The sequence below is a fragment of the Epibacterium sp. Ofav1-8 genome (genome assembly GCF_022348185.1).
Lineage (GTDB): Bacteria > Pseudomonadota > Alphaproteobacteria > Rhodobacterales > Rhodobacteraceae > Epibacterium.
The window spans coordinates 240,740-253,148 of sequence record NZ_JAKRFD010000007.1; the positions used below are offsets into that span (position 1 = coordinate 240,740).

A 12,409-nucleotide genomic window follows, 5' to 3' on the forward strand; every position below is an offset into this window, starting at 1 on the left:
GTTGCCTCTGTCGCGGTCAAACTGTCGCGGTTGCGCCCTTATGCGCGCCGGGGCTGTCGGGCCGGTCAGCGCGCGGCGGTTTCCTGCATCTTGAACACCGTATCTAGGACCAGCGCCGCAGGGTCAAGGTTCACCGCCTGCCCGTGGCGGGTGCGGTCGGTCACGCGGGCGGCCAGGTCGGCCCAGGCCCGCGCCCTGTGGGGATCCGGCGACAGGCGCGACAGGATCGCGCCTTCGTTCGGGGCTGCCTCGGGCAGGGGCGGCTGGCCGGTGGCGCCGGTGCGCGCCAGCCGCACCAGCAGCAGGTCGATCAGCCCCAGCATTAGTTCGAACCGTTCGCCTGCGTTGCGGGCGGCGGCGCGTTCGGCCAGCGCCATCGCGCCCTGCCGGTCAAGCCGGGGCAGGCTGTCTGCGATTTTCAGGACCTCGGCATAGAGTTTCAGCCCGTCGAGCGACAACAGCCGCATCGCGGCCCCGACGGAGCCCGCGGCGAGGGCGGCAAGATGGGTCGAATCGGCGGGCAGCTCGGCCCCGGCCTGTTCCAGCGCGGCTTGCATGTCCTCGGCGGCCAGCGGCCCAAGCCGCAAGGTCCGGCAGCGCGAGCGGATCGTCGGCAACAGCCGCGACGGCTGATGCGAGATCAGCAGCAATGTGGTGCGCGCTGGCGGTTCTTCGAGCATTTTCAACAGGGCGTTGGCCGCATTGACGTTCATCTCGTCGGCGCTGTCGACAATGACCAAGCGGCGCCCGCCCTCGGCAGAAGACAACCCGAAGAACTTGTTCAGCACCCGGATGTCATCGACCACGATCTGGTCCCTGAGGCGGCCCTTGTCGTTGTAGCTGCGGGTGATGGCGGCCATGCCCGGCTCCGCCAGGGCCTGGATGCGGTGGCTGACCGGGTGATCCGGGTCGATATCGAGGCTGGTGGGCGGCGGTGGCGCGCCGAACAACCCGTCGTCCTCTTGTGTCGGGGTCGCCAGCAGGAACCGGGCGATGCGCCAGGCCAGCGTCGCCTTGCCCACCCCGCGCGGCCCCATGATGAGCCAGGCATGATGCAGCCGCTCCGAAGAAAAGGCGCGCAGGAAATCCGCTTCTGCCTGGCCATGACCAAACAGCCGGGCGGTTTCACGCGGATGTGGCGCACCCTCGGCCTGATCGGCCCGCGGGAGGTCGTCGGTATCGCTCATTTGGCTGCGTCCAGCGCCTCGGTCACGATGCGCGCCACATCGGCGGCGACGCTGTCCACATCCTGCGCGCCATCGACGATGCGGAACCGATCCGCAAATTCCTCGGCAAGCGACAGAAAGCCCGTGCGCATCTTTTTCTGAAGGTCGAGACCAAAATCCTCGAACCGTTCCTCCGCCCCCTGACGTCCTTTGGCCCGCGCCAGTCCAGTCGCCGGGTCCATGTCGATCAGCAGGGTCAGATCCGGTTCGCGCCCGATCATCAGCGCATGCAGGCTGTCGACGGTGGCGCGCAGGTCGCCGCGCGAAAGCCCCTGATACATGCGGGTGCTGTCGGCGAACCGGTCGCAGATCACCACCTTGCCCGCTGCCAGCGCCGGGCGGATGGTGCGCTCCAGGTGATCGCGGCGCGCGGCGGTGAACAGCAGGATCTCGGTTTCCGCCGACCAGCGGTCCGGGTCCCCTTCGAGCACCAGCCGACGGATTTCCTCCGCCCCGGGCGAGCCACCGGGTTCGCGTGTCAGAACCACCTCCCGGCCAAGGCCGCGAAGATGGTCCGCCAGCAGGCGGCATTGAGTGGATTTGCCCGACCCGTCGATGCCCTCGAAGGTCAGAAACAGGCCGCGGCCTTGGCTGTCGTTCACAATGCGTCCTCGGGACCGTTCAGAAAGCGCTTCACCAGGACCCGTGCCGCCGTCATCACCTTGACCGGAAAGCCACCGGTGCCCACGTCGCTCTGCGCCACCAGCGGCAGGCGCATTTCGGGCAGGTCCTCGGGCTGCACAACCAGCTCGGCAAGCTGCTGACCGGCCTGGATCGGCGCGGTGACGGGGCCGGTATAGACCACTTCCGCCTTGACCGCATCATCGGAAAGCGCCGGCAGCAGGATTTGCAGATCCTCCGGCGGCACCAGTCCGACGGTGGGGCTGGCGCCCATCCAGACCTCGGCCTGTTCCACGGCCAGACCCTCGCGGGCTATGGTCTTTTTGGTGAACTGGCGAAAGGACCAGTTGACGATCGCCTCGCTCTCTTCGGCACGGTCGAGCGTGCTGTCCATGCCGGAGATGACAAAGATCACCCGCCGGTCACCCTGCTTGGCGGATCCGACCAGCCCGTACCCGGCTTCTTCGGTGTGCCCGGTCTTGAGACCATCGGCACCGATGTCGAGTTGCAAGAGCGGGTTCCTGTTGCGGGTATTGGACGGGGCACGGCCGTCGAACTCGAATTCCTGTTCGGCAAACATCGGGTAGAATTCGGGGAAGTCCTCGATCAGATGTTCGGCCAGGATCGCCAGGTCGCGCACCGACATCCGGTGGCTGGGGTCGGGCCAGCCGTTGGAGTTGGTGAAGGTGCTGTCGGTCATGCCCATCTCGCGGGCGCGCCGGGTCATGTAGCGGGCAAAACCGGCCTCTGTGCCATCGGGGCTGAGCGCCTCGGCGATCACCGCGCAGGCGTCATTGCCCGACAGCACGATGATGCCGCGCAGCAGATCTTCGACCCGCACCCGGTCGGTGGTGTCCAGGAACATGGTGGAGCCCTTGTAGCTCATGGCGTGTTCGCTGACCGGCAGCCGCTCGTCCATCGTGAGGCGTCCGTCGCGCACCGCCTCAAAGGCAACATAGAGCGTCATCAGCTTCGACATCGAGGCCGGCGGCAGCGGCGCGTTGGCGTTCTTGTCCAGCAGGACCGTGTTGGTGCCCTGATCCACCACAAAGGCGGCCCGCGCCTTGGTGTCAAAGGCAAGCGCGGCGGGGGCGGCAGCCGCCAGCCACAGGCCGGCCAGGGCGCCGAGGCGGAGAACGGGGGTAAAGCGGATGGTCATGGGGAAGGGTCTCCCTTCGTCGCTTGTCTCATATCGCTGATCCGGGCGCGGGCCCGGGTCAGTTGGTCACCGCATAGGCATCGCCAAAGCCCGCGTCCTTCACGGCCTTGAGCAATTGCGACCGCTCGCCCTTGGACTGGGCCGGGCCGACGACAACACGCCAGAAGGGTTTGCCGTTGGAGGATTGCTCATAGACCGTGGGAATGATGCCGGCATTGCGCATCTGGTCGGCGGTGCGTTTGGCATTGGCCTCGACGCTGAAGATGCCGATCTGGATATAGGGTTTTGCCAGCGCGGAGCGTTGCGGCGCAGCGGGCTGCGATGGGGCTGGGGCCGGTGTAGCCGCCGGTGCGGTGGCCTCGATCGCCGCTGCTGCGCCGCCTGCGATGGGATCGAGCGCCTGGGTTTCGACCTCCGCGCTCGCCGCGACCGGTGCCGCGTCATCCTCGAGGCCTTCGATCTCCGGCACCGCGGTCTCCGGCGGGGTTTCCTCAACCGCCTCGCGCCGCAGGGCCGTGACATTCAGTTCCACCGGCGCGCCCGCCAGCATCGACAGCGCCGAGGCCGCATCGGAGGACACCTGCAAGCGCGGCCCGGGCAGGGCGCGTTCGCGGCGGAACAGCGCGCCGATCACGAATTTGCCGTTGGCGTTGTTGCGAATGATGACGCGTTCGGGTTCGTTGACATCCGGATGCGCGACCCAGACTCCGCCGATCGAGGGGCGCCCGTCCCAGAGGCCCGCTTCGGTGACCTGAAAGACATCCGGGGCTTCGACATCCCGTTCCACGAGTTTGGTGGAATTGCTGGCCAGGCCCTGGGTGTCCTCGCCCTTGGGCTGGAGGAACGAAAGGTTCGCCCCCTCTTCGCAGGCGGTCAACGCCAATGTGCTGACCAAGGCCAGGGCCAACCCCGCCCTGGCGGGCTTGCGCGGGGCTGCTCGTTTCAAGTTTCTATCGCTCATGCGCCTGTCCTGCCTGCTCATGGTCCGCCTGTATCCGTGTTCGCCTCAGCGCTTGCGCCCAAAGAACCGCTGCCGCGGCATCGGTTCGGGCTGTGCCGGTTTTCCGGTCTTCCGCGCCTTTGAGCAAACCATAAACGCTGTGATTTGGTATGGAAACCCTGCCTTTCCGCCTGAGCGGGGCAATGGGCGACAGATTGCGTGTTTGTGATGTTGGTGGCAATGCGGCGCGTCTTGCGGATTTCTCCTTGCCACTGCGCCATCGGCATCCTAAACCGCTCCGCAGTTCGATCTGTGACCGGGGAGGTGGCAGAGTGGTCGAATGCGGCGGTCTTGAAAACCGTTGAACGTGAGAGCGTTCCCAGGGTTCGAATCCCTGTCTCCCCGCCATTAAATCAATGGGTTACAGAGCTGCATGCGAACCTCGGGAATGGCCATGCTTTGGCGGTTCTCCACAAAGTTTCACACTTTCACGTTCTGCCCCGTTTTCGTTCCCGCAGGGTCTGATCGATTGGAGGCATTGCAACGGGGCGCAAGGCACGGCTGGGCGCACTGTTCAGGGGCACTGTCGCGCATCAGAATTTCTGCCGGAGAGGTCTTGCAGGGAGGGGGGGCGGCGATCCGGGCCGCGGGGCCTGCATTAGAGATGCGCGACACTCACCTGTCGACGGCGAACTCATCCAACGCAATCACTTGAAAAAAGAATTGCACCCTGCGTGCGTTCACAAGGTGTAATCGGGTATCGAGGGAGCAGGTCGCTCCCTCGATCTCGGATCCGTCTTTTTGCGAAACGCTCTCAGACGTGCGGTCTTTTCAACGTTGGCCTTGGCTTCCTCGTCGCGCAGGTGTTTGACGACAAGTGTTGTCCGATCAGCCGCTGACAAAGACTCCGAAGATTTTGATTTTGCAGCGGACACCGAGAGAGATGCAAAGATATCCGGGGCGTCCTTGTTTGCCGGGGTCTCGGTCATCTGTCCGTGTCCCCGGCAAAGGCAATCATGCGAGTGCCAGGTTTCCGGCAGAGGTGCGCCCGTCGCGACCGCTTTCGAGGTCGTAGGTGACCTTTTGGCCATCGTCGATGCGGTTGATGCCGGCGCGTTCAACTGCAGAAATATGCAGGAACACGTCCTGGGTGCCATCTTCGGGCTGAATGAAGCCGAAGCCTTTGGTAGAGTTGAACCATTTCACGGTGCCATTGGCCATATCCGTAATCTCCTAAAAAGTCTGTCCGCGGGATTGCGACAGGTCGGCAAAAGTTGATCCAAGTCGATCGACTGATACCGTTTGGGCGGAAGCAGAAATTCGAAGAGAAGAAACGTTAGCCCGTCACAGATGGGCGCTCTGCCGCATCAATGCAAGGATTCTTTTGCAAAAGGGGCTGCGGTGGCCACCCTCGACCAACTCCGCACAGGTGCCGAACTGCCCGGATCACCCTTTGTTGCCTTGGCTTCAGCAACGTGCCGAGATGTTCGCGGTCGGCAATTGGCGTGGCTGCGGGTCACAGCGGTCTGGCATGGGAAACGGGCTTTACGGTTGTGGGGGTGTTCGGTTAGCGTCGCATAAGTTGCGCACCATGGGTGCGGGACCTAACCCCACGCTCAAGGAGATCACATGGCCACTCTGCAATCGCTCACCTCCGGTGATTTCGAAGCGTTCCTCAACCGGGTGTTCGACGTGCGGTCGGTTGCGGATGAGGTGCAGCTGTCGCTGATCGAGGTAAAGCCCCTGGGCGCGGGAGAGCGCGAGGGCGGGGCGTTCTCCACCCTGTGGCAGGGGCCAAAATCGCCCGTGCTGGAACAATCGGTCTATCGTCTGTTTGAGCAGGAGTTCGGCGAGCAGGAGCTTTTCCTGGTGCCGGTCGCCGAAAAGGACGCGGGCATTCAGTATGAGGCGATCTTTACCTGATCGGCGGGGGATCCCAGCGCATCAGATCGTAGACGCCCTTGTCCTCTTGCGTGCGAAATCCAAGGCGACGGTAGAGCGTTTGCGCCGGGTTGGCCTTTTCCACATGGATGCTCACCGGTTTTGCCGCAGCCTGGGCCTCGTCCTGAAGGTCCAGCAGGATCGCACGTCCGAGGCCCAGGCCCCGCGCCTCGGGTATGAGCGCAATGTCGATAATGCGGTGTTCGCTGTCCCACCGTTCCAGATAGAGGCGCCCGACGGGGGTCTTGCCGCTTAGAACCACCAGCCACAGCGCCTGCGGATAATGCGCCTGGTAATGAGCATGCTGCGCCTCGAACTGCATCGCGATGAATGCCTGTTTCTCCGCCTCGTCCCAGGGGGTGCGATCCAGCTCGGCTTCACGTGTGCTTCGATAGAGCGCCGCGAGGAATTCGTGGTCCTCGGGCCTGATCCATCGATACCCCACCCCCAGAGCCGCTGCACGGTCCGGCACTGGCAGGGGGGCGGTCGACTGCGGTCGTACCTCGAACTTTGCGGAGAGGACGGACGCAGGGATCATGAGGGGTTGGGCGTGATGTCTTGTGTGGTCGCGATCGCGGCATAGCCCGCCCCCAGCTCGGTCCATGTTGCCGACCAATGGCCAAGGGACTGTTGACGCAGATAAGCCGCCTTGCCGGTGTCCGGGTCGAGCGAAAACAGGCTGAGGCTGGTGTCCGCGTTGGGTTGCAGCATCAGGTTGCAGTTCTGATAGACATGCCCGATGACGGCCGGGCTGGACCAGTCATCCGATCCGGTCCCGGTCTGGTATTTTGCATAGACCGGGCAGTTTGCCCCATAGCTCAGTTGCGCGACAAGGTAGAGACCGCCTTGGGGCGAGGTGGACACATCCATCGTATGCACCGGAGACCCGAAGGAGGCAAACAGCACCCAGCCGCCAAAGCTGCTGGAACTGACCTGTTGTTGCACCTTCATGTAGATCTTGTCGCCGATCCGCGCGAATATATGGACCAGAGCGTTATGGTCGAGGCCACAGACGATCTGTTCGAAGCCGGTCAGCCCTTTGGAGATGTCCTGCCAGCCGCTCCAGTCCTCCGGCAGGAATGGCCTGTCGCTGGACTGGAGGTTCAGATAGGCCACCCCATCTGCGTTGATACCGGCCAGAAAAATGCGGCCATCCGCATTCTGGGTGGCGGTCAGGCTGACAAGCGCACCGGGCAGCTGTTGCCAGTCCGACCAGATCTGCGCTGGCGGCACTTCGACGGGCACTGTCACCTCGATCGGTGTCTCGGTGCCGGGGGGCACGACTTGGACGGTTTTCTCAACCACGGTGTTAGAGTTCTGGAACTTCCACCAGATGGAATTGTCCGCTTCGGCACTGGACAGGAACACGTTCGCGCGTCCGGTCAGACCATTGATCAGCACCGTATCAAGAACGGCGCTCACCCCGTCCGGCTTGCCCAGGGTTTGAGGCGGCGCAAAACGGCTGTCGGCGTCCTCGTTCCGGGTTTCTCGGATATAGGTCAGGTCTCCGCTGGCCGCGTCCACAGCCAGAACGGAGACATATCCATCCTGGGTGACCGAAGCGTTCAAATGCTCCGGCTGATAGCTGGTGTTGGTCAAAGCCGTGAAACCGCTGTCAAAACCGCCGTTTTCGACCGTCTGGTCCTTGTAGCCCAACGCGCCCGCCGGTGTGAGGGCGGTAAAAAAGATCCGAAAATAGCTCGGTTCCGTGACCACATTTCCTTCGAATTCTGCGGGGGTGGCGTCTTCAACTGACATGTCGAAATGTCCTTCCGATAGGCTGGTCTGGCACAGGCGATGTCGCTGGGGCAGGGGTCAACTGCGTGACGGATAGAGGCCCTGAAGCGCGATGATGAAATTCAAAGTCAGATAGGGCTGCATGTTGTTGTGCGACTGCCCGCCACCCGCCTCGGGCATCGCCTCATAAGCCAGGTCGACGTGATTGGAGTCGGTATCGGTCTGGTAGAGAGTGTCGAAGCCGGTGTTGCCAAGCGTGGTCGAGGAGCTCGGGGCGCTTGTATCTGCAAACTCGGTGCTGGCCATGGCCGTATGGGTGTGATTGGGAAGCTGCGCTTCGGTGAGTGTCACCTGTTCACTGCCCCCGCGCTGCCCAAGGCGGCGGGAGGTCAGGCCCGGGCCGCGTCCGGGGTGCATCGGCGCGCGCCCTTGCAAATTGGGCAGCGCCGTTGTGCTGCGGCCATCGCCGCCATAGGTGGTGCCGATCAGCGAAAACAGGGCGGTGTTCTGGGCGATCGGCAAAAGCTGACCATTGCAAAACGCCCAGCTGCGCGGCGCAAAATTCCCGGCAAAGATCCGGATTTCAGCGATAAAGGGTTCAGACATTTTCGCCTCCTAGTGTCGGCTCGGGTAGATGCCGAACAGCGCCACGATGAAATTCACGCACAGATAGGGCATCAGGTTGGTGTGGGATCGCGATCCACCCGTGTGGGTCACCATCTGCGACGACATCTGCGCAAACGGGTCGGAGGTCGTGTAATGGGCAATCCCGGCGCCTGCCGCCAGCACGTTGTCCTGCGGGCTGACCAACTCTGCAAGCGCAGTGGAGGCCTGCAGCGGATGTGTGTGGCTGGGCAATTGATTGACCGTCAGCGTGACCTTTTCAGCGCCGCCCTTCGCGCCCAGGCGGCGGGGGCTGAGCCCCGGGCCGGTTCCCGCGTGGACCGGCAATCGCCCCCGCATGTCGGGGAGGCCAAATGTGGTGCGGCCATCGCCGCCGTAGATGGTGCCATAGAGGGAAAACAACGCGTCGTTCTGCGATACCGCCAGCAACTGCCCATCGCAGAAGGCCCAGCCGCGGGGGGCGAAGTTGCCCGCAAACATGCGGATTTCACCTACAAAGGGTTCCGACATCCTGTGTCCTTTCGTGATCAGTTGCGCGACGGGAACAGCCCTTGCAGGGCAATGCAGAAGTTGACCGCGAGGTAGGGCTGCATGTTTTCATGCGCCTGCGATCCGCCAACATTTGTGATGGAGCGCAGGCCGACCAGCGTCCCCGCATCGGCAGAGTGGTAGGCGGCCTCCGGGCTAACCTCAGCGCCAAGGAGGTGCCCGGCCGGAGTGCGCGAGTTCCCTGCCGCGGATGAGGCGCGCGCGTTGTGTTTGTGAGCGGGCATTTCACTGACGCTCAGCGTCGAGGTCTCCTCGCCACTCCTTTCGCCAAGCCTGTGCCCCTCACCGACGTGCAGCGGGGTGCGGCCGCGCAAATCGGGCAGCGCAAAGGACGTGCGCCCGTCGCCGCCATAGGTGGTGCCCAGCAGCGAATAGAGTGACTGGTTCTGATTGATCGGCAGGATCTGCCCGTCGCAGAAGCCCCAGCCCCGGGGCGCAAAATTAAACCCGACAATGCGGATCTCAGCGAGAAATGGTTCTGACATAATCTCCCCCAAGGCGCGCGTTCCTGGTGTGGTTGAAACCGATTGAGATCCCGTGGGTGTGCCTAAATTACCCCATGGGTTGAGTTTGAAAATGCGCCTCTATGATTCTCCGAACCTCACATAAGTGTCGTCACTTTGACAATAAAAATATTCCTATGGTTGATTTTGTGTCGCGTTCTCGTTCAGCCGGTGCATGCAGTTGCGTTCGGCAAGATGCGCCGGGGTGTAGGGGTGGATTTGAAACACAGGTGTGTATTAATATCATGAATTAGTTGATATATTTATCAGATTGAGGCCCCGCGCCGGTTCTTGACCCGCTACGCGCCACCTTCGCCGGAGCCTCAGGCCGCGTGTGTGGCAGTTGTTTGGCTTGTATTTTTATGTATATAAGTGCCTATAGTTGTTATGTTTATTTGACATCGATTGGAAGCTCGCAGACGTCGATATGTAAATTATACTTGTTTTGAAATTTATCAAAATCTAGTGGTGGGTGTAATTGTTTCGCGCACGGGCGTTTCCTTCCTGCGCGATTGGCAGTTTGAAAACGGATTGGTCATGGTTGAGTTTAGGCACGGCGGCACGCCCGGGGTCAGTTGCAGCGACAAGGCAGGTTTGGATTCTGGTCATCTCACGGCCAGACCCCGGATTGCAAAATGGCTCTGCGCGCTTGGCTTGTTTCTGGCCCTGTCGCTTGGCCTGATGCCACAGGCCGCGCTGGCATCCTTCACCGATTGTCCGGCGAATACGGTGCCGACGAACCCGATTACCCTGAACCTCACAGACGATGAATGCACCCTGCAAGACGACGCAGCTTTTCCGGCTATTCTCTCTAAAGATTGGATACAAATCCAAATCAATTCTGGGTCCCTCACGAACTTCATCCTGAATGAAGGGGCAAGCGATGCGCGTGATCTGGTCTTCTCGGTGAACAACGGAAGCCCGCAGGGGACACTTGATGCGGATGGCAGTAGTCTGAACGGAGTCGATTGCGCAGCAGGATGTACAGTGAGCGGCTCGCACGGCGGGACAGCTTTCAGCTTCAGCTACACGGCATCGGGAGGAGGGTCAGGCACGATCGATGGCGCGGCAGAGATCGACGATCTCAGCTCATCCACCGGCAATAGCGTGGCGGATGGCGGCACCGACACGATTGCAACGGCGATCAACAGCGGCACCCCGACCACCATCACCTATGACGTCAGCAACAGTGGGTCGGAAACATTGACTCTGTCGGGCCTGACGCCGGGAACCCCGACCAATGCGTCATTCGGCTCCACCTCCATCGATACGGCCTCCGTGGCAGCGGGTGGCACGGAAACCGATGCCATCAGCATCACCTTCACACCCAGTTCCACCACCGATGGTGCGACGTTCACAGTTCCGTTCAGTTTCACCACCAACGACGCCGATGACGGCACGGATGAAACCACGTTCAATGTCACCATCTCGGGCACGATCAATGCCGAAGCTGAGATCAGCGATCTGACCTCCTCGACAACCAACACGGTTGCGGATGGTGGCAGTGATGCGCAGGGAACGGTGGCGTCGGGCAGCGCGCAGACGCTCACCTATACGATCACCAACACCGGAACCGCGGACCTGACCGTCGCCACGGCGATCTCATCCGCTGCCAGCAACGTCACCGTAAATTCGATCAGCGCGCCCGGGAGCACAACCGTCGCCGCGGCGGGCGGCACCACGCAGTTCAACGTGCAGTATACGCCGACGGCGGCGGGCGCGTTCTCCTTCGGTCTGTCTTTCGTCAACAGCGACGCGGACGAAGATCCCTTTAATTTCACCGTGAGCGGCACGGCGACGCAGGCCCCCGGGTTCAGCCAGGCGATCGCGCCGGGGACGATCCTGGCGGATGGGACGGCAACGGTGACCTTCACCATCGACAACAGCGCCAATGCGACGGCGGCGACGGCGCTGGATTTCACCAACACGCTACCCGCGGGGGTGGAGGTTGCGGCGACGCCCAATGGCTCCACCACCTGCACCGGCGGCACGCTGACGGCGAGCGGCGGCGGCAGCACGATCTCCTACACCGGCGGCACGGTGAGCGCGGGCGCCAGCTGCACGGTGCAGGCGGATGTGACCGCGGCGACCGACGGCAGCTACAGCAACACCAGCGGCGATCTCACGTCGAGCCTGGGCAATTCCGGCACCTCCAACGCGTCGCTGACGGTGGCCTCGCCGGAGATCGACCTGCAACGCCCGGCGGCGACCTCGCTGGCGGATGGCGCCACCGATGCGCAGGGCAGCGTGGCGGTGGGGGTGCAGCAGGTGCTGACCTACACGGTGGAGAACACCGGCAATGCGACCCTGACCCTGAGCGGCACGCCCAGCAGTACAGCGGCGAGCAACGTCAGCGTGGACAGCATCTCCGCGCCGGGCACCAGCAGCCTTGCGGCCAGCGCCAGCACCACCTTCACGGTGGCCTATACGCCAACGGCGGCGGGGGCGTTCTCCTTCGAGCTGGACGTGGACAGCGACGACGCCGACGAGGGCACCTATGACCTGACGATCAGCGGCACGGCGACACAGGCCCCCGGGTTCAGCCAGGCGATCGCGCCGGGGACGATCCTGGCGGATGGGACGGCGACGGTGACCTTCACCATCGACAACAGCGCCAATGCGACGGCGGCGACGGCGCTGGACTTCACCAACACGCTGCCCGCTGGGGTGGAGGTTGCGGCGACGCCCAATGGCTCCACCACCTGCACCGGCGGCACGCTGACGGCGAGCGGCGGCGGCAGCACCATCTCCTACACCGGCGGCACGGTGAGCGCGGGCGCCAGCTGCACGGTACAGGCGGATGTGACCGCCGCGAGCGACGGCAGCTACAGCAACACCAGCGGCGATCTGACCTCAAGCCTGGGCAATTCCGGCACCTCCAACGCGTCGCTGACGGTGGCCTCGCCGGAGATCGACCTGCAACGCCCGGCGGCGACCTCGCTGGCGGATGGCGCCACCGATGCGCAGGGCAGCGTGGCGGTCGGGGTGCAGCAGGTGCTGACCTACACGGTGGAGAACACCGGCAATGCGACCCTGACCCTGAGCGGCACGCCCAGCAGTACAGCGGCGAGCAACGTCAGCGTGGACAGTATCTCCGCCCCGGGCACCA

Annotated in this window: 13 protein-coding genes and 1 tRNA gene; 3 read left to right on the top strand and 11 right to left on the bottom strand. The window is 63.2% G+C overall.

Features of this window, described 5'->3' with window-relative positions:
- Nucleotides 1-65: 65 nt before the first annotated feature.
- Genes MHM97_RS13460 through MHM97_RS13475 form a run of 4 tightly spaced genes read right to left on the bottom strand, consistent with a single transcriptional unit; the run spans nt 66 to nt 3,967 of the window.
- Nucleotides 66-1,187, bottom strand: a complete 1,122-nt coding sequence (locus MHM97_RS13460; protein ID WP_239322868.1) for a DNA polymerase III subunit delta' — start codon at nt 1,185-1,187, stop codon at nt 66-68.
- On the bottom strand, nt 1,184-1,828 hold the full coding sequence (gene tmk / locus MHM97_RS13465; RefSeq protein WP_239322869.1) for a dTMP kinase: 645 nt from the start codon (nt 1,826-1,828) through the stop codon (nt 1,184-1,186). Before tmk ends, MHM97_RS13460 begins: the two co-directional genes overlap by 4 nt.
- Nucleotides 1,825-3,006 carry a D-alanyl-D-alanine carboxypeptidase family protein gene (locus tag MHM97_RS13470; RefSeq protein WP_239322870.1) on the bottom strand — a complete coding sequence of 394 codons (1,182 nt, stop codon included), beginning with the start codon at nt 3,004-3,006 and terminating at the stop codon, nt 1,825-1,827. The genes tmk and MHM97_RS13470 overlap by 4 nt, the downstream gene beginning before the upstream one ends.
- A 58-nt stretch (nt 3,007-3,064) precedes the next feature.
- Entirely contained in the window at nt 3,065-3,967 is a 903-nt protein-coding gene (locus MHM97_RS13475) for an SPOR domain-containing protein (protein WP_239322871.1), read from the bottom strand.
- Between the two features lie 297 nt (nt 3,968-4,264).
- On the opposite strand from MHM97_RS13475, the gene MHM97_RS13480 reads away from it, so the two are divergent.
- Nucleotides 4,265-4,354: transfer RNA gene (locus tag MHM97_RS13480), tRNA-Ser, on the top strand.
- Nucleotides 4,355-4,686: 332 nt separating this feature from the next.
- Here MHM97_RS13480 and MHM97_RS13485 read toward each other — a convergent pair.
- Both MHM97_RS13485 and MHM97_RS13490 read right to left on the bottom strand, forming a co-directional pair.
- The gene (locus tag MHM97_RS13485; RefSeq protein ID WP_239322872.1) at nt 4,687-4,935 is read right to left on the bottom strand and encodes a hypothetical protein; all 249 of its coding nucleotides are present in this window, start codon (nt 4,933-4,935) and stop codon (nt 4,687-4,689) included.
- Nucleotides 4,936-4,960: 25 nt separating this feature from the next.
- A complete protein-coding gene (locus MHM97_RS13490; protein ID WP_239322873.1) occupies nt 4,961-5,167 on the bottom strand; it encodes a cold-shock protein in 207 nt (68 codons plus the stop codon).
- Nucleotides 5,168-5,575: 408 nt separating this feature from the next.
- On the opposite strand from MHM97_RS13490, the gene MHM97_RS13495 reads away from it, so the two are divergent.
- On the top strand, nt 5,576-5,869 hold the full coding sequence (locus tag MHM97_RS13495; RefSeq protein ID WP_239322874.1) for a DUF6916 family protein: 294 nt from the start codon (nt 5,576-5,578) through the stop codon (nt 5,867-5,869).
- Here the strand turns inward: MHM97_RS13495 and MHM97_RS13500 are convergent.
- Genes MHM97_RS13500 through MHM97_RS13520 form a run of 5 tightly spaced genes read right to left on the bottom strand, consistent with a single transcriptional unit; the run spans nt 5,862 to nt 9,282 of the window.
- Nucleotides 5,862-6,425, bottom strand: coding sequence for a GNAT family N-acetyltransferase (locus tag MHM97_RS13500; RefSeq protein ID WP_239322875.1), 564 nt, complete (start codon nt 6,423-6,425; stop codon nt 5,862-5,864). The two genes, MHM97_RS13495 and MHM97_RS13500, sit on opposite strands and share 8 nt — an antisense overlap.
- Nucleotides 6,422-7,645 (bottom strand): hypothetical protein, encoded by a 1,224-nt coding sequence (locus MHM97_RS13505; RefSeq protein ID WP_239322876.1) that lies wholly within the window; start codon nt 7,643-7,645, stop codon nt 6,422-6,424. The genes MHM97_RS13500 and MHM97_RS13505 overlap by 4 nt, the downstream gene beginning before the upstream one ends.
- A 57-nt stretch (nt 7,646-7,702) precedes the next feature.
- Nucleotides 7,703-8,230, bottom strand: a complete 528-nt coding sequence (locus MHM97_RS13510) for a phage tail protein (protein WP_239322877.1) — start codon at nt 8,228-8,230, stop codon at nt 7,703-7,705.
- Nucleotides 8,231-8,239: 9 nt separating this feature from the next.
- Nucleotides 8,240-8,758 (bottom strand): phage tail protein, encoded by a 519-nt coding sequence (locus tag MHM97_RS13515; RefSeq protein ID WP_239322878.1) that lies wholly within the window; start codon nt 8,756-8,758, stop codon nt 8,240-8,242.
- 17 nt (nt 8,759-8,775) lie between these two features.
- Nucleotides 8,776-9,282, bottom strand: a complete 507-nt coding sequence (locus MHM97_RS13520; RefSeq protein ID WP_239322879.1) for a phage tail protein — start codon at nt 9,280-9,282, stop codon at nt 8,776-8,778.
- Between the two features lie 1,005 nt (nt 9,283-10,287).
- Between MHM97_RS13520 and MHM97_RS13525 the strand changes: the two genes are divergently transcribed.
- Nucleotides 10,288-12,409: beta strand repeat-containing protein (locus tag MHM97_RS13525; protein WP_239322880.1), on the top strand; the 2,122-nt coding region annotated here is incomplete at its 3' end.